This window comes from Streptomyces chrestomyceticus JCM 4735, from assembly GCF_003865135.1.
GTDB lineage: Bacteria > Actinomycetota > Actinomycetes > Streptomycetales > Streptomycetaceae > Streptomyces > Streptomyces chrestomyceticus.
Genome location: NZ_BHZC01000001.1, coordinates 4264738 through 4283281, shown reverse-complemented (window position 1 = coordinate 4283281; position 18544 = coordinate 4264738). Strand labels below are relative to the sequence as shown.

The following is an 18544-nucleotide window of genomic DNA, read 5'->3' as shown; positions in this document are numbered from 1 at the left end:
CCCGGGGGTGGGCGGCGTCCTCGTTCCTGGCGCCTAGGCTGGTGCCATGAGTACCTTGCGCGGCCGGGTGGCCGGACTTCCGGACTGGGACCGCTGCGCGGTGATGGGCGTGGTGAACGTGACGCCCGATTCGTTCTCCGACGGCGGGCAGTGGTTCGACACCGAGCTGGCCGTCAAGCACGGCCTGGACCTGGTGGCGCAGGGCGCCGACCTGGTGGACGTGGGCGGCGAGTCGACGCGTCCGGGCGCCGCCCGGGTGGACGAGGCGGAGGAACTGCGCCGGGTCGTGCCCGTCGTACGGGAGCTGTGCGCCGCCGGGGTCACGGTGTCGGTGGACACCATGCGCGCCTCGGTGGCCGAGCAGGCCGTGGCGGCCGGCGCGCGGCTGGTCAACGACGTGAGCGCGGGCGCGGCCGATCCGGCGATGGTGCCGGTGGTCGCCGCCGCCGGGGTGCCGTTCGTGGTCATGCACTGGCGTGGCCGGTCCATCGACATGAACAACCGGGCCGTGTACGGGGACGTCGTCACCGAGGTGCTCGACGAGCTGCGGCAGAGCCTGGACCGGGCGGTCGACGGCGGTATCGATCCCGAGCGCATCGTCATCGACCCAGGGCTGGGCTTCGCCAAGGAGGCCGGGCACGACCTCGCGCTGATCGCGCAGCTCGCGCGGCTGCGGGAGCTGGGCCGTCCCCTGCTGGTGGCCGCTTCGCGCAAACGTTTCCTGGGCAGGGTGCTGGCAGGGGACGCACAGGCCGCTCCGCCGCCCGCCCGTGAGCGGGACGCGGCGACGGCCGCGGTGTCGGCGATGGTCGCGCGGGAGGGGGCCTGGGCGGTGCGGGTGCACGAGGTGCGCGCGAGCGCGGACGCGGTACGGGTGGCCCGTGCCGTGGAAGGCGCGGCGTCGGGGACGGACGGGACGAGTGTGACGGGCGCCGCTGGTGCGGCGGACGCGACGGGAGCGGTGTGAGTCCACGTACGGACATCGAGCTGGTCGAGCAGGCGAACACCGACCTGTACGAGGCCATGGAGCGCGGTGACCACGCGGCCATGTCCGAGATGTGGATGGACGGCCAGGTGAGCGTGGTGCACCCGGGCTGGCCGGTGCTGCGCGGGCGCGGCGAGGTGCTGCGCTCGTACGCCCTGATCATGGCGAACACCGAGTACATCCAGTTCTTCCTGACGGATGTGGAGATCGACGTCCTCGGCGACACCGCGCTGGTCACCTGCACCGAGAACATCCTCAGCGGCGGGCCCGCGGAGGAGGACGGCTCGGTCGGGCCGCTGATCGGCCAGTTGGTCGTCGCGACCAATGTCTTCCGGCGTACGGAGGAGGGCTGGCGGGTCTGGTCGCACCACGGCTCGCCCGTCCTGGCGGACCAGGACGACGACGGGGACGGCGACGGGGCCGGGCCCGGTGACGACGGGCCGGGTGCCGGGGGCGTGGGCGGCGGGGTCTGAACGTGAAACTCGCGTGAAGACTTCGCGCGTTTTCGCTGGGACCGGGTGACCGTTCTGTGGCCGTGCGGTGACCGCCCTCAGGTCGGCGGCCTGCGGCGACGACGCCGTGCGCGTCAGCGGGAAGCGTCAGCGAGGTCGACTCCGGCGCACCCGTTCGAGCCAAGTGCCGCACGGGTAGGGGTGGGACCGCGGGGCCACGGGTAGTGGCCGCGCTGACGACCGTCTGTACGCCCCGGCAGAGCCGCCCAGCAGTCGTACGGGGCCTTGTCCACGGCCCCCGTGGGCAAACACTGTCGGTGCTCGCAGGTAGATTCGATGATGGGGCGGCATGCCGGACGAGTCTCTGGTTCCCGCCCGCAATTCCGACGATCAGTGGTACCAGAGGTGCCAATGGGACCAGTGGGAGTGTGATTCGCGTGGATCGTGTCGCGCTGCGTGGGCTGAAGGCCCGAGGGCACCACGGGGTCTTCCCCCGGGAACGCGAAGAGGGCCAGACCTTCATCGTGGACCTGGTGCTGGGCCTGGACACCCGCCCGGCGGCGGCGACCGACGACCTCGCGAAGACCGTGCATTACGGCGTCGTGGCGGAGGAGGTCGTGGCCGTCGTCGAGGGCGAGCCCGTCGACCTCATCGAGACGCTCGCGGAGCGCATCGCCGGCCAGTGCCTCAAGCATGAGGGGGTGCAGGAGGTGGAGGTGGTCGTCCACAAGCCGGACGCCCCGATCACCGTCCCTTTGACGACGTGACCATCACCATCACCCGGAGCCGAGTATGACCAGCAGTGACCCGACCGTACAGCCGGTGCCCACGTCCGTGGTGGAGCGGGTGGACGCCGCGGACGTGACGCTCTCCAACCCGAAACGCGCCGTGATCTCCCTCGGCAGCAACCTCGGCAACCGCCTGGAGACCATCCAGGGCGCCGTCGACGCGCTGGAGGACACCCCCGGTGTCCGCGTCAAGGCCGTCTCGCCGGTGTACGAGACCGAGCCGTGGGGCGTCGACCCGGGCACGCAGCCGTCGTACTTCAACGCGGTGGTGCTCATCAAGACGACGCTGCCGCCCAGCTCCCTCCTGGAGCGCGGGCACGCGATCGAGGAGGCGTTCGAGCGCGTCCGCGACGAGCGCTGGGGGCCGCGCACGATCGACGTCGACATCCTGGCGTACCAGGACGTCGTCTCCGAGGACCCGCTGCTGACCCTGCCCCACCCGCGGGCCCACGAGCGCGCCTTCGTGCTGGTGCCGTGGCACGACGTCGACCCGGAGGCGGAGGTTCCGGGCCGCGGCGCGGTGGCCGAGCTGCTCTCGGAGGTCGGCCGCGAGGGCGTCGTACCGCGGGTGGACCTGGAACTGCGGCTGCCCGAGTAGACGTTGGGACGGTGGGTGCGGCGCCGGCGTCGCCGGCCGCCGGCGCCGTACACCGGACCTGCCATGACGCACGCATTCCGCACGACCACGCGCACATCCGCATTCCGCACCACACGTACGAGGACGAGGGCACAAGGGGCGAACGCTCGGTGAAGCAGCTACACATCAAGGTGCTGGGCGGGCTGTTCCTGGCAGCCGGGGTGCTGGCCTGGGCCGGCGCCCGGCTGTGGGACTCCTTCGGCACCCTTCCCGGCGTACCGCTGGCCGCCCCCGTCGTGCTGGCCCTGATCGCCGCCGTCCTGGCCGCCACCGCGGTGTCCCTGCGCTCCCGGCTGAAGGCCCAGCGCGAACGCCGCCCCGACGCCCGGGGCGTCGATCCGCTGGTGGCCGCCCGCGCCGTCGTCTTCGGCCAGGCGAGCGCCCTGGTGGCCTCCGTGGTGGCCGGTGTGTACGGCGGTGTCGGCGTCTTCCTGCTCACCACCGGACTTGAGGTCGAGCCCCGCCGTGACCAGGCCATCCACGCGGGCTTCTCGGTCCTGGCCGGTGCGGCGGTGGTCTGCGCCGCGCTCTTCCTGGAGCGCGTGTGCAAGCTTCCGGAGGACGATGACGAGGCGGGGGCGAGCGCGGCGTAGGGGGCGCTGAGGCCCCCGGGCGCGCCGCGCCGCTACGCGCCGGGAACGCTCTCCACCACGACCTCGTCGCGCGTCAGGCGGCCCGCGTCGGCCGCCGTGGACCGCCGCAGCGCCGCGTGCAGCGCCGCGGGCGTCAGCACGCCGAGGAATCGTTCCTCCTCCAGGACCGCGATCCATCCGGCGTCGTGCTGGAGCATCGTGCTGAACGCCTGCTTCAGCGGCGCCCCGAGCGGCAGCCACGCGTCCATGCGGCGCGCGTGGTCGCGCACCTCGCGTCCGGTAGCCGCCGTCGCCGCTCCGGCGCCCGTCGCCGTTCCGCCGCCCGCCGCCTTCAGGCCCGCCGCCGAGACCCACCCGTGGAGGCCGCCGTCGGCGTCCAGGACCACGGCCCACGCCGCGCCCTCCTCGTTGAGCCGGGCGGCCGCGCGCGCCGCGTCGTCGTCGAGCCGGACCACCGGCGGCTGCTCCAGGTCGCCGGTCTCGATCGGCGTCACGGAGAGCCGCTTGAGCCCGCGGTCGGCGCCGACGAACTCCGCGACGTACGGGGTGGCCGGCGCCCCCAGCACCGTGGCCGGGGTGTCGAACTGCTCGACGCGGCCCGTCCCGTAGACGGCGATGCGGTCGCCGAGCCGTACCGCTTCCTCGATGTCGTGGGTGACGAAGAGCACCGTCTTGTGAAGCGTGGACTGCAGCCGCAGGAACTCCGTCTGGAGGTGCTCGCGCACGACCGGGTCGACCGCGCCGAACGGCTCGTCCATCAGCAGGACGGGCGGGTCGGCGGCGAGCGCGCGGGCGACGCCGACGCGCTGGCGCTGCCCGCCGGAGAGCTGGTCCGGGTAGCGGTCCCCGTACTGCGCGGGATCCAGGCCGACCAGGTCGAGGAGTTCGGCGGCCCGGTCCCTGGCCTTCTTGCGCGGCCAGCCGAGCAGGTGCGGGACGGTCGCGGTGTTGTCCAGCACGGTCTTGTGCGGGAAGAGGCCGACCTGCTGGATGACGTAGCCGATACGGCGGCGCAGTTCGACGGGGTCGATGGTCGATATGTCCACGCCGTCCAGGTAGATGTGGCCGGCGGTCGGCTCGATGAGCCGGTTGACCATCTTCATCGTCGTGGTCTTGCCGCAGCCCGACGGCCCGACGAGGGTGACCAGCTCGCCCTCCGCGACCTCGAACGAGAGGTCGTCGACGGCGGTGGTGCCGTCGGCGTAGCCCTTGGTGACGTGCTCGAAACGGATCATGGTGGTTTCCCCAGTGTGGACGGCCGCCGGCCGGGTAGGCGCGCTGTGCTTCTCCGGCTCCTGCCCGCGGAATCCGCCCCGTCACGTGTGTCTTGTTACGACTGGATGGCGGGCCGGTCGGATTGTCAGTGGTGGGGGATAGGGTCGCAGACAGTCACCGGAAATGTGAGCGACAGGGCGGGGGAGGTGACCGCGGGTGAGTGCGCAGAGCTGCCTGGAGGCGAACGACTGGATCTGCGGTGAGTATGTCCGGACGCGCGGTCAGGAGTTGCTGGACGCCACCGTCCAGCACGTGGGCATCACGCTGGTGTCCGTCGTCATCGGCCTGCTGATCGCCTTTCCGCTGGCGCTGACAGCCCGCCGCTGGCGTGCCGCGGCGGGCCCGGTGCTCGGGCTGACGACGATTCTGTACACGGTCCCCTCACTGGCGATGTTCGCGCTGCTGACACCGGTCTTCGGCGTCTCGGCCGCCGTGGTCGTCACGGGCCTGGTGCTGTATTCGCTGACGATCCTGGTCCGGAACATCCTCGCCGGGCTGGAGTCGGTGCCGCGGGAGGTCCGCGAGGCGGCGCGCGGGATGGGCTACGGCCCCGTGAGGCTGCTGTTCGGTGTCGAACTCCCGCTGGCGCTGCCCGCGTTGACGGCCGGGCTGCGGATCGCGACGGTCTCGACGGTGGCGATGACGACGATCGGCGCCGTGGTCGGCTACGGCGGCCTCGGCAATCTCATATCCAGCGGCATGGAGGGCTTCTTCAAGGCGGAGGTGCTGACCGCCTCGGTGCTGTGCGTGCTGCTGGCGGTGGTCGCCGACGTCCTGCTGATCGGCCTTCAGCGGCTGCTGACGCCGTGGACCCGGGCGCAGGCGCGGGCGCGGTCCCGCGCTCGGCGCGAGCGGCGGGCGGCCGGCCGGACGGCGAAGAAGGCGGTGGCCTGAGGCGATGGACGCGATAACGGGCGCTTGGGACTGGCTGGCGGCCTCGGCCAACTGGGCCGGGGAGAAAGGGGTGTGGCACCGGCTCGGCGAGCATGTCTACCTCAGCGCGATGTGCCTGGCGATCTCCTGTCTGATCGCCCTGCCGGTCGCCCTGTACCTGGGCCACATCGGCAAGGGCGGGGCGCTGGCGGTCAACATCTCCAACGTGGGGCGCGCGGTGCCGACGTTCGCGGTCCTGGTCCTGCTGACGCTCAGTCCGCTGGGCACGGCGGGGGACTGGCCGACGATCACCGCGCTGGTGCTGTTCGCGGTGCCGCCGCTGCTCACCAACGCGTACGTGGGCATGCGGGAGGCCGACCGGGACGTGGTCGAGGCGGCGCGGGGGATGGGCATGTCCGGGCCGCAACTGCTGCTGCGGGTCGAGCTACCGCTCGCCTACCCGTTGATCATGACGGGTCTGCGGTCGGCCGGTGTCCAGGTCGTGGCCACGGCGACGCTGGCCGCGCTCGCGGGCGGCGGTGGCCTCGGCCGCATCATCACCGCCGGCTTCGGCAACTACAACACGCCGCAGGTCGTCGCGGGCGCGGTGCTGGTCGCCGTACTGGCACTGCTGGTCGAAGGGCTGCTGGTGCTGACGGACCGGGCCTTCGACCCGATGCGGCGGGGCCGGGGCCGGGTGCGGAAGTCCCGTACGGCGGCCGACGACGCGGCGCCGGCCGGGAGCCCCGCGTAGGCATGGACGTTCAGGGCCCGCACACGACCCTTCAGGGCCCGCACATGGACTTTTTCTCTCTTCTCCTTGGACGGTGAATCGGTATGAACCAGGACCCGAACAGTCAGCGCCCCGGCCATCACCCCCGCTCCGGCCGTAGACCGTCCCGTACGGCGCGAGCCGCGCTCGCCGCGGGGGCCGCGCTCGCGCTGGCGGGCGGGCTGGCCGCCTGCGGCGGAAAGAGCCTGGAGGAGAAGGGCGGCGCGTCGAGCGGTGGCGGGAAGGGGGACATCGTCATCGGCTCGGCGGGATTCACCGAGTCGAAGGTGCTCGCGGAGATCTATTCCAAGATCATTAGCGATGCGGGATACCGCACCACCGTCAAGACGCTCGCCAATCGCGAGCTGTACGAACCGGCGCTGGAGAAGGGCCAGATCGACGTCGTACCGGAATACGCCTCGACCCTCGCCGAATTCCTCAACGCCAAGAAGAACGGGCCGAACCCGAAGCCCGTCGCCTCCAGCGACATCGGCAAGACGGTCGCGGCGCTGAAGACCCTCGCGGAACCCCGCGGGCTGAAGGTGCTGCCGGCCGGGGAGGCGACGGACCAGAACGCGTTCGCGGTGACCAAGGAATACGCCGCCCGCCACCACCTCAAGACGCTCTCGGACCTCGGCCGGTCCAAGGAGAAGATCAAACTGGCGGCGGGCGAGGAGTGCGAGACACGGCCGTATTGCAAGCCGGGCCTGGAGAAGGTCTACGGCATAGCCGTGACGGGCATCGATCCGAAGGGTGTCGGCACCCCGCAGGCCAAGCAGGCCGTCAAGGACGGCACGGACCAACTGGTGCTGACCACGACCACGGACGCCACGCTCGACACCTTCGGCCTGGTGCTGCTGAAGGACGACAAGAAGCTGCAGAATGCCGACAATGTGCTGCCCGTGGTGAATGCGAAGAGCGCCGGCGACAAGGAGATCGAGGCGGCTCTGGGCAAGCTCACGGACAAGCTGACGACCGCCGATCTGATCGAGCTGAACCACAAGGTCGACGCGGAACGGCAGAAGCCCGAGGATGTCGCGCGCGCATATCTGGAGTCGAAGGGACTGGCGAAGAAGTAACCACCGGGAAACGAACCGGCGGGCGGGGCCCCATAGGTCCCGCACGCACGGTAAGTTTCAGGCCATGCCACGAGGACGCCACCGCCATTCGCCATCCCTGCACCGGCTTCTTCCTCCCGTGACGGTTGCCGGTGCGTCGCTAGCCTGCGCCTCGGGCGTCTGGTTCGTCGGCGACGACCTGGCACAGCGCGTGCTCGCCACGGGCGCGGCGGCCGCCGCGGTCACCGGTTCCGTACTGCTGCGCGCGTGGGACCGTACGGCAGGCAAGAGCATCGCCGAGCTGAAGAACGCCCGGGTGCGGGACGAGTGGAAGACCGACGAACGCATAGCCGAGCTCGAAACGGACCTGGAGGAGTCCCGCGGGATACGCGGCAAGCTGGACACCAAGCTGCGGGCCAAGCGGGCCGAGCTGGCCCGGCTGCGCAGTGAGCACGCCGAGCTGCTGCGCCGCTACGCCACCGCCGAGACCGAGCGGGCCAGCGCCCTGGAGGGCCGCCGGCTGCTCGCGATCGAGACCGGCACGCCCACCGGCGAGCCGGCGGCCAGGGCCGCGGGCGGCCCGGACGGGAACGTGCCGGGCGTGCTCACCGCGGGGATGTACCACCGGGCGGCGGAAGCGCTGCGGCAGCTTCCGCGCAACGCGGCCCGCCAGGCCGGGGACGCGCAGGACCGGGACGGTGCGGGCGGCCGGGGGAAGCCCGGGGCGGTCACGGAGCGTCCGGCCCCACAGCGCCCGGACGTGCAGGGCCCGGTCCGTACGGCCGCCGTCCCGGAGCCTGGTGGCCGGAAGGCGGGCGGGGCGAATCGGAGCGGGTCGAAGCCGGGCGGGTCGAATTCGGACGGTGCGAATCCGGACGGAACGAAGACGGGTGCGTCGGGCTCGGGCGCGTCGAAGCCGGGGGCGTCGGGGCGGGGTGGTCCGAAGCCGGGCGGTCCCAACCCGGGGGCGTCGATGCCCGCCGCCTCCGGGGCCGCTGACGCGCAGGCGGGTACGGCCGAGGGCGCCGGCCGGGGCTCTGCCGAGCTGCCGGACGCCGGTACCGGTGCCGCCGCGGATGCCGGTGTCGCCGCTGACACGGGTTCGGCGTCCGGTCTGCGTCCGGTTCCGGTCGCCGCGGCCGTCGTCGCGCCCGTACGGGCCGCGCGGCTGCCCGCCTCCCGTCTGCAGGGCGGTTTCGACTTCTTCGGTACGGCGACCGGCACCGGCGCCGTACGGGACGGAGCCCCGCAGGGCGGTCCGGGCACGGGCGCGCCGTCGACCGTGACGCGGCGGCCGAAGCCGGTCCGGCAGTTGGAGGAGGACCTCGCCGACGTGGTCGGTGACGAGGCGGTCGCCGAACAGTCGGCGCTCGGCCGGGCCCATGACGGGGCCTCGGAGCCGACGGCGGAGAAGCCGGAGCCGGGAAAGCCGGAGCAGGCGAAGGCGGCGGCGACGGAAAAGACGGCGAAGGCGGCCGAGAAGGCAGCGGAGGACGAGGCCGCGGAGGCCGCCAACGGTGAGGTCATCGACCTGACCGCGCACGACGAGACCGAGCAGATCGACTTGGCGGAACTGCGCAGCGCGGTTTCTTCCTGACCCGCGCACGGGCGCGCTTCCGCGGAGTTCCGTGACGATGCGCCCGGCGGTGGCGGCCCTGCCCAACGGCGGGCGGCCCACCGTCGGGCGCATCGTCACGTTCGGGCCGCGCCCGCCGTCCCCCTCCCCGGTCCGCCCGCGCCCGTTCCGCCCTCGGCCGGTGTACGGCCGTCAGCACAGTCCTGCTGATCGACGGAGCCCAGGTCACCGCCCTCCGGGAACGCTCGGCGGCGCCCGCCCACCGGGCCAAGGCGGTGGCGACCGCCCTCCTCTCGGCCGCGTGACTCACCGGGAGCGGCGGCCGAGGAAGGCGAGGGGGGACTCCTGCTCCGGCGCGAAGGGCGTCCCCGTCTTCCGCGCGCGGTAGTAGATCAGCAGGGACTCGCCCAGGAAGCTGACACCGATGGTGAGTTGGGTGGGCCGCGCGTACGGGTGCATGCCCATGTGCTCGGCGAAGACGCCGTAACCGGCCGAGACCAGCAGCGACGCGATGACGACGAGGAAGGTGCGGCCGGTGTAGCGCTGCCACAGGACGCCCTCCTTCTCGAAGAGGTGCACCAAGGTTCCGCGTGCGGCGCCGAGGCCGAGGCCGAGGAAGGCGCCGGGGACCAGCCAGGCGATGTCGGTGCCGGTCACGCCGTCGGCCTTGGCGATGAACAGGACGCCGAGGCCGGTGAGGACGGCCGGGCCCGCGAAGAGGTCGCGGACGGTGACCGGTTCGCCCTTCAGGCGCTTGACGACGACAAGGACGAGGACCGTGGCGACGATCGCCGCGAGCAGCCAGCCGTTCATGATTCCCCCTGACGGCGCCCGGACGGGGCGCCCATTGTTTTAGCTCAGTCGTGCCAAAAACAATTTAGCCCATGCGTGCCACAATGGCGACATGCCGAAGATCGTCGACCCTGAGGCCCGCCGCCAGGCCGTCGCCGACGCCGTACTGCGCGTCATCGCACGGGAGGGGGTGGAAGGCGCCTCGCTGCGCACCGTCGCCGACGAGGCGCGGCTGGCCGTCGGCTCGGTGCGGCACTACTTCCGTGACCACGACGAGGTGCTGCTCTTCACGATGCGCGAGCTGAGCGCGCGCATCGACCGGCGTGTACGGACCCATGTGGACGGCCTGCTCGACCCGGCCGCGCGGCGAGAACGGCCGGCGCGGGTGGAGGAGCTGATCGGTGAGTTCCTGGCCCTGGACGAGGAGCGGCGGCAGGAAGCCGTCCTGTGGGCGGCGTTCTGCGGCGCGGCCCGGCTCCGTCCGGAGCTGCGGGCGTGCGCGGTGGAGATGGAGACCGGCCTGCGGGCTCTGCTGGCACGGGTGCTGCGCGGCGCGCAGGAAGCCGGCGCGCTGCCCGCCGACCTGGACGTGGACCTGGAGTGCCTGCGCCTGTCCGCCTTGCTGGACGGCCTCAACCTGCGCGCGATGCTGGAACCGGAGTACGTCACCCCGGAAGCGCAGCGGGCGGTGCTGCGACGGCACTTGCAGGGGCTGAAAGCTGGCTGAGGGCACGCGGAAAGGGGTCGACGCCGCGCGCCCCGTTCGGCAGCATTCCGTCATGGAACGACAACTCCGCCGGCACCACTGGCCCCTCTACGGCATCCGCATCCGTACACCGCGCCTCGAACTGAGCCTGCCCGGCCTCGGACTCCTCGACGACCTGGCCTCGGTCGCCGCCGACGGCGTGCACGACGCGGCGGAGATGCCGTTCACCGTGCCCTGGACGGACGCGGCCCCGGAGGAGCGCGGGCGCGCGACGTTCCTGCACGTGCTCCGCACGGTCGCGGAGTGGCGGCCGGAGAGCTGGACGCTGAGCCTCGCGGTGGCCCGGGACGGGAAGGCGGTGGGGCGCCAGGACGTGTCCGGCACCGACTTCGGGGTGACCAGGGAGGCGGAGACCGGGTCCTGGCTCGGGCTGGCCCACCAGGGGCAGGGCATCGGTACGGAGATGCGGGCGGCCGTCCTGCACTTCGTCTTCGACCGGCTCGGCGCGGACACCGTGACCTCTGCCGCGATGACGGACAACGCCAGGTCGCTGGCGGTCTCGCGCAAGCTCGGGTACGTACCGGACGGCGTGCAGGTCGCCGCGGTGCGCGGGCGGCCGCGGACGTTGCAGCGGCTGCGGCTGGACCGGGCGGGGTGGGAGGCACACCGTACGGTGCCGGTCGAGGTGGTGGGGTGGACGGAGGAGTGCCGGGTGCTCTTCGGGGTGTGAGGGGGCCGGAGGCGGCGCGGGGGCCGGGGTCCGCGCCGTGCCCGTACGGGTACGCTGGCGGCCGACTTGATCGGTGCCGGAGCGGCGCTGACTCGGTGCCGGATCAGTGAGCGGGGTGGACCGTGGCCGGAGCAGTCACCAGGAGAGCGGCCGGGCCGGTGCCGCGGGCGCTGTCGGCGGCCGTGCTCGGCGTCGTGGCGCTCGCCGCCGCCGGCTGTTCGGCCGGGTCCGAGGCGCGGCCGGAGGCGAAGCCCGACCCCCGGCCGTCCCGCACCGCCCCCGCCTGTCCCGAGGACGGCGTCGTCATCAAGGGCTCCCAGGTGGACGCCGCCATGGGCACCCGCGCGATGGGCATCACCCTGACCAACTGCGGCAACCATCCGTACAAGGTGAACGGCTACGCGGGCGTCCAGGTCCTCGACAAGGACCGCAAGCCGCTGGACGTGAAGATCGGCCACGGCTCGGACGTCGTGGACGATGTCGGCCCCGAGCCGGTCACGCTCAAGCCGGGCGAGCACGTCAAGGCCGTACTGATGTGGCGCAACCGCGTGACGGACGCGACGCGCCCCGCCGTGAACGGTGCGTTCCTGGCCCTCACCCCGGCCGCGGGCGGCAGCCGTCCGCAACTGGTCCGTGAGCTGATCGACCTCGGGTCCACCGGCAAGCTGGGCGTCACGGCGTGGCACCGGGAGGGGCCGAAGCCCCGCAAGTAGCCCTGGACTGGCTTGCCGTAGGCAGCCGTCGGCCTGACCGGCCGCCTCCCGTACCGCCCGTCGGCTACTTGTCGATGTCGCCGACCACGAAGAACAGCGAGCCGAGGATGGCGACCATGTCGGCGACGAGCGTCCCCGGCAGCAGCTCGGCCAGCGCCTGGATGTTGTTGTACGACGCCGAGCGGAGCTTGAGGCGGTACGGGGTCTTCTCGCCCTTGGAGACCAGGTAGTAGCCGTTGATGCCGAGCGGGTTCTCGGTCCAGGCGTAGGTCGTGCCCTCGGGGGCCTTCAGGACCTTCGGGAGGCGCTGGTTGATCGGCCCCGGCGGCAGCTCGGCGATTCGGTCCAGGCAGGCGTCGGCCAGGTCCAGGGAGTTGTGGGTCTGCTCCAGGAGGCACTCGAAGCGGGCCAGGCAGTCGCCCTCCTCGCGCGTGACCACCCGCAGCGTGTCCTGGAGTTCCGCGTACGCGAGGTACGGCTCGTCGCGGCGCAGGTCGAAGTCGACACCGGAGGCGCGGGCGATCGGCCCGGAGACGCCGTAGCCGTGCACCGCCTCACGGCTCAGTACGCCGATGCCGCGCGTCCGGCCCCGGAAGATCTCGTTGCCGAGGACCAGCCGGTCGAAGACGTCCATCCGGGAGCGGACCTCGGAGACGGCGTGCCGGGCGCGGCCGAGCCAGCCGGCCGGCAGGTCCTCCTTGAGGCCGCCGACCCGGTTGAACATGTAGTGCATCCGCCCGCCGGAGATCTCCTCCATCACGTTCTGCAGCTCTTCGCGCTCGCGGAAGGCGTGGAAGACGGGGGTGATGCCGCCCAGCTCCAGGGGGTAGGAGCCGAGGAACATCAGGTGGTTGAGGACCCGGTTCAGCTCGGCGAGGAGCGTACGGGTCCACACGGCGCGCTCGGGGACCTCCATGCCGAGCATCCGCTCCACGCCCAGGACGACGCCCAGCTCGTTGGAGAAGGCCGACAGCCAGTCGTGGCGGTTGGCGAGCATGATGATCTGGCGGTAGTCGCGCGCCTCGAAGAGCTTCTCGGCGCCCCGGTGCATGTAGCCGATCACGGGTTCGGCGTGCTGGATGCGCTCGCCGTCCAGGACGAGGCGCAGCCGCAGCACGCCGTGCGTGGAGGGGTGCTGCGGGCCGATGTTCAGCACCATGTCGGTGCTCTCCGCCGCGCCGCCGATGCCGACCGTGGTCTCCGTCATGGGGACAGTCTCGCAGTTCGGCCGGGCGGGGTCCGGTGGGGCCGGGCGACGGGCGGCCGGTGGTCGGGCGGCGGGCAGGCGCTCAGGGGGTGAGCAGGCCCGTACAGCCGTCGCCGACCGGTTGCAGGAGCCAGCCGAAGGAGCCCAGGCTCGCCGGGTCGGTCAGCTCCGCCGCCGCGCCCGCCGAGCCGAGGGCCCGTACGTAGGCGGCCGGGTCGCTGGACGCGAGGGAGAGCGGCGGGCGGCTGCCGTCCACGCCGAGGGCGTGCAGCGCCTGCCGCTGGGTGACGTGCTCGGCGCCGGGGCCCGCACAGGCGTCGAGGGCGACGTGGGCGGTGATGTCGCAGGTCCCGTCGGGTACGGGGTGCACCTCGCGGCCCTCGCGGAAGCCGGTGAGGGTGCCGAAGGGCGGGCGGGTGTCGCGGGTGTGCGCGTAGTCGGCGGTGGCGGCGAGGCCGGCGCGCAGGGTGCCGACCGCGCGGGTCCAGGCCGCGTCGCGCGGGTGGCCGATCTCGGCGCGCAGCCCCGGATCGGCGCCCTGCAGGGGCCACCAGCGGGCGAGCCACGCGGCGTCCGCGCCGGTGACCGGGTCGCCGAGCCGTTCGGTGCCGTCCGCGCGGACCAGGACGTACCGGGGCACACCGTCCGCGTCGGTCTCGGCGACATCGACCGGGACGTTGTCGAGCCACTCGTTGGCGAAGAGCAGACCGGTCAGGGAGCCGGGCGCGGGCAGCTCCGGGAGCCAGGTGACGCGGTCGTCCAGGCCGGCGGGCCGGGGGGCGCGCTCGACGGCGTAGGGGCGCACGCGGGCGCGCACCGGCTCCGGGAGCGCTGCCAGTACTCCGGTCAGCAGCTCGCCACGCCCGGCACCCACATCGATCAGCGCCAGTTCCGCCGGACGGCCCAGGGACACGTCGACGCGGCACAGCAGGGTGGCGAGCGCCTCGGCGTACCGGGGCGAGACGTGCACGGAGGTACGGAAGTGGCCGGCCGGGCCCGGTCCGTCGCCGCTGGTGTAGAAGCCGCCGGGGCCGTACAGGGCCCGTTCCGCGGCGTCCCGCCAGCCGCACCAGTCGTGTGTCACCGCACCACGGTACGCGGCGGCGGGCACGGGCGCGGACGGCGGCGGGCTCCGGCGGCGGGCCCGTCTCCACCTTGCGGAGTACTCCCGTCCCCCAGGATCGCCCGTCCGGTTGACCCGTACACCTATACGGCCTGCCTACGCTGGGTGACGTGCAGCGTCTCTACGACTTCTTCCGCAGGCATCCGACAGGGGTGGACACCTTCTGGGCCGTCCTCCTGTTCGGTTTCAACTGTCTGATGCTGGTCGCGTCGGCGGATGTGCAGAGTGAGACCCGGACGCTCCTGGAAGCCCTCGTCGTCGCCGCGATGTGCCTCACCGTCGCGCTGCGGCGCAAGGCGCCCGAGAAGATGCTGCTGCTGTCCATCCTGGTCGGCCTCTGCCAGATCGTGTTCGACGTAGAGCCCAATCCGTCCAACTTCGCCATGCTGGCGACCATTTACACGGTCGCCTCGGGCACCAGGCGCTGGGCCTCGCGTACCGCTCTGGGCGGGGCGCTGATCGGCCCGACGCTCTACGCCGTCCGCTACGGCAACGGTGAGAGGCCGCCCGGCGGCCTGTGGCAAGGGCTGTTCATCATGGGCCTGCTCACCGTCCCCTTCGTGCTGGCCTGGGTGCTCGGCGACTCGGTCCGCACCCGCCGCGCGTACTGGGCCCAGTTGGAGGAGAAGGCCGCCCGCCTGGAGAAGGAACGCGAGACGCAGGCGCGGATCGCGGTGGCCGCCGAGCGCGCCCGCATTGCCCGCGAACTGCACGACGTCGTCGCGCACAACGTGTCCGTGATGGTGGTCCAGGCCGACGGCGCCGCCTACGTCCTGGACGCCGCGCCCGAGCAGGCCAAGCAGGCCCTGGAGACGATCTCCGGCACCGGCCGGCAGGCGCTCGCCGAGATGCGGCGGCTGCTCGGTGTGCTGCGCACCGGCGAGCAGCCCGAGAGCGGCGAGTACGTACCGCAGCCCGGCGTCGAGCAACTGGCCGACCTGATCGACCAGGTGCGGGGGGCCGGCCTGCCGGTCGACTTCCAGGTGGCGGGCGAACCGCGCCCGCTGCCCAGCAGCGTCGAGCTGACCGCGTACCGCATCGTCCAGGAAGCGCTGACGAACACCCGCAAACACGGCGGCCCGGACGTCGGCGCCACGGTCCGCCTCGCCTACCGGGAAGCCGAGCTGGACCTGCTGGTCGAGGACGACGGGCGCGGCGCCCAGCACGAGCTGTACTCGGGCGGCGGGGCGGACGGGCTCGGCCACGGGCTCATCGGCATGCGCGAGCGCGTCGGCATGGTCGGCGGCAGCCTGGACGCGGGGCCGCGGCCGGGAGGAGGCTTCCGGATCAGCGCGGTACTGCCGCTCAAATCGGGGCAGTGAGCCGGGACGGGGCCGGTGCCGGGGGCGCCGGGACGGCGGCGCGTACGCCGCACCCGTACCCCTGCCCCTCCCCGCCCGACGCCCCCCTTCCCCGCCCGATGCCCCCTTCCCCGCCCGTACGTACCCTGTTGCCGCGCCGACGCCGGCCGGCCCTCCCGGCGCCGGGACCACCGGCTCCGCCACCCGCACCGCCGTTGAAAGGGACCTCCTGCCATGACTGTCCGCGTGATGCTCGTCGACGATCAGGTGCTCTTGCGCACCGGTTTCCGCATGGTGCTCGCCGCCCAGCCCGACATGGAGGTCGTCGCCGAGGCCGGTGACGGGGTGGAGGCCCTGGAGGTGCTCCGGTCCACCAAGGTCGACGTCATCCTGATGGACGTGCGGATGCCGCATCTGGACGGTGTGGAGACCACCCGCCGGATCTGCGCGGGCGGGCAGCAGGCGGACGCGCCGAAGGTGCTCATCCTGACCACCTTCGACCTGGACGAGTACGCCTTCTCCGCGCTCAAGGCCGGGGCCAGCGGCTTCATGCTGAAGGACGTGCCGCCGAGCGAGCTGCTGGCCGCGATCCGCGCGGTGCGCAGCGGTGACGCGGTGGTCGCGCCCTCGACCACCCGCCGGCTGCTGGACCGGTTCACGCCGATGCTGCCGGCGTCCGCCGCCGAGCCGGTCCGTCCGGAGATCGGGCGGCTCACCGAGCGCGAGCGGGAGGTGCTGCTGCTGGTGGCCCAGGGCCTCTCCAACGGCGAGATCGCGGCACAGCTCGTGCTGTCGGAGGCCACGGTCAAGACGCATGTGGGCCGCATCCTCACGAAGTTGGAGCTGCGGGACCGGGTGCAGGCGGTGGTGCTCGCGTACGAGACGGGACTCGTACGGGCCGGGGGCGGCGCGGGGGCGTGACGGCGCCCGGCCGGGCTGAACAGGGCTGCGGCGGGCGCGAGTTGCGGGTGGTGCGGTGTTGACGGGAGCGGGGGAGCGGAGGAGATTGTTGCGCGCTCGGTAAGGAAACTTTCCTAACAGAGGGGCCCTCCTGTGCGCAGACGAACCTTCGCCCTGGCCACCGCCGCCGGAACCGCGCTGCTCGCCGCCGCCGCGCTGCCCGCCACCGCCCAGCCGGCCGCCACCTCCGCCCCCGCCGCGGGCGCCGTGAGCCGGCCGGGCGTGACCGAGGGCTCGGTCAGCGCCGCCGACCTGCTCGCCAAGGTCACCGGCTGTTCGCAGATCTCCAACGGCAAGTACCGCTCCGACGAGGAGACATCGGCGACCGTCCCGGTCTGCGGCAAGAAGAACGCGGTGTTCTGGAAGGCGGACATGGACATCGACTGCGACGGCCAGGTCACGGCCAAGTGCAACAAGGACACCGACCCCTGGTTCCAGCCGGAGACCCGCTGGAACCAGTCCGACGGCAAGCCGCTGAACGCCGAGAAGCTGCCGTACGTCGTCGTCCCCTCCGTCAGCGGCATCTGGAACTTCGAGTCCGCGGGCATCAAGGGCGGCGGCATCGTCGCCATCATCTACAAGGACAAGGTCGAGTACGCGGTCGTCGGCGACAGCGGGCCCGAGAAGATCATCGGGGAGGCGTCCTACGCGGCCGCCAAGGGCCTCGGCATCGACCCCGACCCGGCCACCGGCGGCGCCGAGTCCGGCGTCACCTACATCCTGTTCAAGAACTCCAAGGCGTCTCCCATCGAGAGCCACAGTGACGCCGTCTCCCGCGGCGACGCCCTCGCGAAGAAGTTCCTCCAGGAGAACTGAGCGCCCGGGGCACGGTCCCGGCCGCCCGCCGGGTCAGCGCAGTACCCCCTCCAGGAAGTCGCTGCCCAGGCGCGCCACCACCCGGACGTCCAATTGGTTCAGGACGTACCGGCCGCGGCGGCGGGTCTGGAGCAGCCCGGCCTTCTTGAGGACGGCGAGGTGCCGGGAGACCTCCGGCGCGGATATGCCGAGCGCGGCGGCCAGTTCACCGGTGGTGTAGGCGGTACGGGCGAGGTAGCGGCACATCCGTATCCGCATCGGGTGGGCGAGCGCTTCGAGCCGGGACTCGACCAGCGCGACCGAGGCGGGGCCGGACGGTTCCGGTGCGGCGACCGGGTAGTGGATCACCGGGCGCCAGCCCGCCGCGTGCAGCACGCTCAGGTGCGGCCAGCCGAACGAGGTCGGGAGCAGGGTGATCCCGACGCCGACGGCCGGGTCCACGGCCGTGCCGTGGCCGTGGGACAGCTTGTCGACGACGATGCGGGACCGCGACTCGTCGAGGGTCACCGCGGGAGACACCTCGGCCAGCGCCTCGGCCAGGCCCTTGTGGCGCAGCACCTCCGCCTTGTGCCGCGCGTCCGCGGCGAGGTGGACGCGCACCCGCTGCCAGACGTCCGCGAAGAACGCCTGCTCGCAGTCCTCCAGCAGGCGGCGTATCCAGGCCCGTACGGCGGGCGGGTCGGCGAGCAGCCGCTGCGCGAAGTCGGCCTGCCGGGGGCCGCGGGCGGTGGCCCGCTCCAGTGCCAGCCGGCGCGCCTCGGCGTCCACCAGCGGTGACGGCCCGCCGCGGCAGTACCCGCTGGTGCAGTTGATCTCCAGTGCGGCGTTCACGAACAGCTCGTCGTCGAGCCGGTCGAGCAGGTCCAGGTCCTCGGTGAGCGTGGCGCCGGGCTGCCCGCCGGTGTCCGCGAGCGCGGCGAACGGCATCGTCACGTCGGAGAACGTCGGACCCCACAGGAAGTCCGCGTCGCACAGCCGGTCGGCCAGACCGGGTTCGAGCGCACCGGCCGTCGCGGTCGTCCAGCCGTGCAGGCCGGGATGGTGGCCGGGCTCGGCGAGCGCGTGCAGGGCGGCGCCCAGCTCGGCGAGCGGCGACGGGCTGAACACCGTCCGCTCGGCGGGCAGCCCCGCCACATCGATCCACACACTCATGTGCCGCTCCCCGTTTCCCCGTGCGCCGTTCCTTG

General features: G+C 72.7%; 19 protein-coding genes and 1 pseudogene. 15 read left to right on the top strand and 5 right to left on the bottom strand.

Annotated elements, in window-relative coordinates:
• The first annotated feature begins 46 nt into the window (after positions 1-46).
• From folP to EJG53_RS18130, 5 genes and pseudogenes are all read left to right on the top strand, one after another.
• On the top strand, positions 47-967 hold the full coding sequence (gene folP / locus EJG53_RS18150; protein ID WP_167515131.1) for a dihydropteroate synthase: 921 nt from the start codon (positions 47-49) through the stop codon (positions 965-967).
• A complete protein-coding gene (locus tag EJG53_RS18145) occupies positions 964-1458 on the top strand; it encodes a nuclear transport factor 2 family protein (protein ID WP_031005594.1) in 495 nt (164 codons plus the stop codon). The genes folP and EJG53_RS18145 overlap by 4 nt, the downstream gene beginning before the upstream one ends.
• 416 nt (positions 1459-1874) lie before the next feature.
• A pseudogene (gene folB / locus EJG53_RS18140) lies at positions 1875-2233 on the top strand (dihydroneopterin aldolase).
• Positions 2230-2823 (top strand): 2-amino-4-hydroxy-6-hydroxymethyldihydropteridine diphosphokinase, encoded by a 594-nt coding sequence (gene folK / locus EJG53_RS18135; RefSeq protein WP_125045731.1) that lies wholly within the window; start codon positions 2230-2232, stop codon positions 2821-2823. The pseudogene folB and the gene folK overlap by 4 nt, the downstream one beginning before the upstream one ends.
• Before the next feature lie 149 nt (positions 2824-2972).
• Positions 2973-3455, top strand: a complete 483-nt coding sequence (locus EJG53_RS18130; protein ID WP_031005598.1) for a DUF3180 domain-containing protein — start codon at positions 2973-2975, stop codon at positions 3453-3455.
• A 32-nt stretch (positions 3456-3487) separates the two neighbouring features.
• Here the strand turns inward: EJG53_RS18130 and EJG53_RS18125 are convergent, their stop codons facing one another.
• A complete protein-coding gene (locus tag EJG53_RS18125) occupies positions 3488-4690 on the bottom strand; it encodes an ABC transporter ATP-binding protein (RefSeq protein WP_125045730.1) in 1203 nt (400 codons plus the stop codon).
• 196 nt (positions 4691-4886) lie between these two features.
• Between EJG53_RS18125 and EJG53_RS18120 the strand changes: the two genes are divergently transcribed.
• The 4 genes from EJG53_RS18120 (at position 4887) to EJG53_RS18105 (ending at position 9030) form a co-directional block, all read left to right on the top strand.
• Complete coding sequence (locus EJG53_RS18120; RefSeq protein WP_125045729.1) at positions 4887-5624, top strand: ABC transporter permease; 738 nt, start codon at positions 4887-4889, stop codon at positions 5622-5624.
• 4 nt (positions 5625-5628) lie between these two features.
• Positions 5629-6357, top strand: coding sequence for an ABC transporter permease (locus tag EJG53_RS18115; RefSeq protein ID WP_125045728.1), 729 nt, complete (start codon positions 5629-5631; stop codon positions 6355-6357).
• 83 nt (positions 6358-6440) lie between these two features.
• Positions 6441-7454, top strand: a complete 1014-nt coding sequence (locus EJG53_RS18110) for an ABC transporter substrate-binding protein (RefSeq protein ID WP_244955195.1) — start codon at positions 6441-6443, stop codon at positions 7452-7454.
• A gap of 118 nt (positions 7455-7572) precedes the next feature.
• Positions 7573-9030 (top strand): hypothetical protein, encoded by a 1458-nt coding sequence (locus EJG53_RS18105; RefSeq protein WP_244955194.1) that lies wholly within the window; start codon positions 7573-7575, stop codon positions 9028-9030.
• 285 nt (positions 9031-9315) lie between these two features.
• On the opposite strand, the gene EJG53_RS18095 is transcribed toward EJG53_RS18105, so the two are convergent.
• On the bottom strand, positions 9316-9822 hold the full coding sequence (locus tag EJG53_RS18095; RefSeq protein ID WP_125045727.1) for a DUF1453 domain-containing protein: 507 nt from the start codon (positions 9820-9822) through the stop codon (positions 9316-9318).
• 91 nt (positions 9823-9913) lie between these two features.
• Between EJG53_RS18095 and EJG53_RS18090 the strand changes: the two genes are divergently transcribed.
• The 3 genes from EJG53_RS18090 (at position 9914) to EJG53_RS18080 (ending at position 11950) form a co-directional block, all read left to right on the top strand.
• On the top strand, positions 9914-10528 hold the full coding sequence (locus EJG53_RS18090; protein WP_125045726.1) for a TetR/AcrR family transcriptional regulator: 615 nt from the start codon (positions 9914-9916) through the stop codon (positions 10526-10528).
• A 52-nt stretch (positions 10529-10580) separates the two neighbouring features.
• On the top strand, positions 10581-11237 hold the full coding sequence (locus EJG53_RS18085) for a GNAT family N-acetyltransferase (protein ID WP_125045725.1): 657 nt from the start codon (positions 10581-10583) through the stop codon (positions 11235-11237).
• 122 nt (positions 11238-11359) lie between these two features.
• A complete protein-coding gene (locus EJG53_RS18080) occupies positions 11360-11950 on the top strand; it encodes a DUF4232 domain-containing protein (protein ID WP_125045724.1) in 591 nt (196 codons plus the stop codon).
• A gap of 64 nt (positions 11951-12014) precedes the next feature.
• Here the strand turns inward: EJG53_RS18080 and EJG53_RS18075 are convergent, their stop codons facing one another.
• A complete protein-coding gene (locus tag EJG53_RS18075) occupies positions 12015-13157 on the bottom strand; it encodes an NADH-quinone oxidoreductase subunit D (RefSeq protein ID WP_125045723.1) in 1143 nt (380 codons plus the stop codon).
• Positions 13158-13239: 82 nt separating this feature from the next.
• On the bottom strand, positions 13240-14241 hold the full coding sequence (locus tag EJG53_RS18070) for an SAM-dependent methyltransferase (RefSeq protein ID WP_125045722.1): 1002 nt from the start codon (positions 14239-14241) through the stop codon (positions 13240-13242).
• 149 nt (positions 14242-14390) lie between these two features.
• Between EJG53_RS18070 and EJG53_RS18065 the strand changes: the two genes are divergently transcribed.
• From EJG53_RS18065 to EJG53_RS18055, 3 genes are all read left to right on the top strand, one after another.
• A complete protein-coding gene (locus EJG53_RS18065; protein WP_125045721.1) occupies positions 14391-15602 on the top strand; it encodes a sensor histidine kinase in 1212 nt (403 codons plus the stop codon).
• A 213-nt stretch (positions 15603-15815) separates the two neighbouring features.
• Positions 15816-16502 carry a response regulator gene (locus EJG53_RS18060; RefSeq protein WP_125045720.1) on the top strand — a complete coding sequence of 229 codons (687 nt, stop codon included), beginning with the start codon at positions 15816-15818 and terminating at the stop codon, positions 16500-16502.
• Between the two features lie 132 nt (positions 16503-16634).
• Positions 16635-17357: a glycoside hydrolase family 75 protein gene (locus EJG53_RS18055; RefSeq protein ID WP_125045719.1), complete on the top strand. Its 723-nt coding sequence runs from the start codon at positions 16635-16637 to the stop codon at positions 17355-17357.
• 33 nt (positions 17358-17390) lie between these two features.
• On the opposite strand, the gene EJG53_RS18050 is transcribed toward EJG53_RS18055, so the two are convergent.
• Complete coding sequence (locus tag EJG53_RS18050) at positions 17391-18503, bottom strand: DUF5937 family protein (RefSeq protein WP_125049429.1); 1113 nt, start codon at positions 18501-18503, stop codon at positions 17391-17393.
• Positions 18504-18544 lie beyond the last annotated feature (41 nt).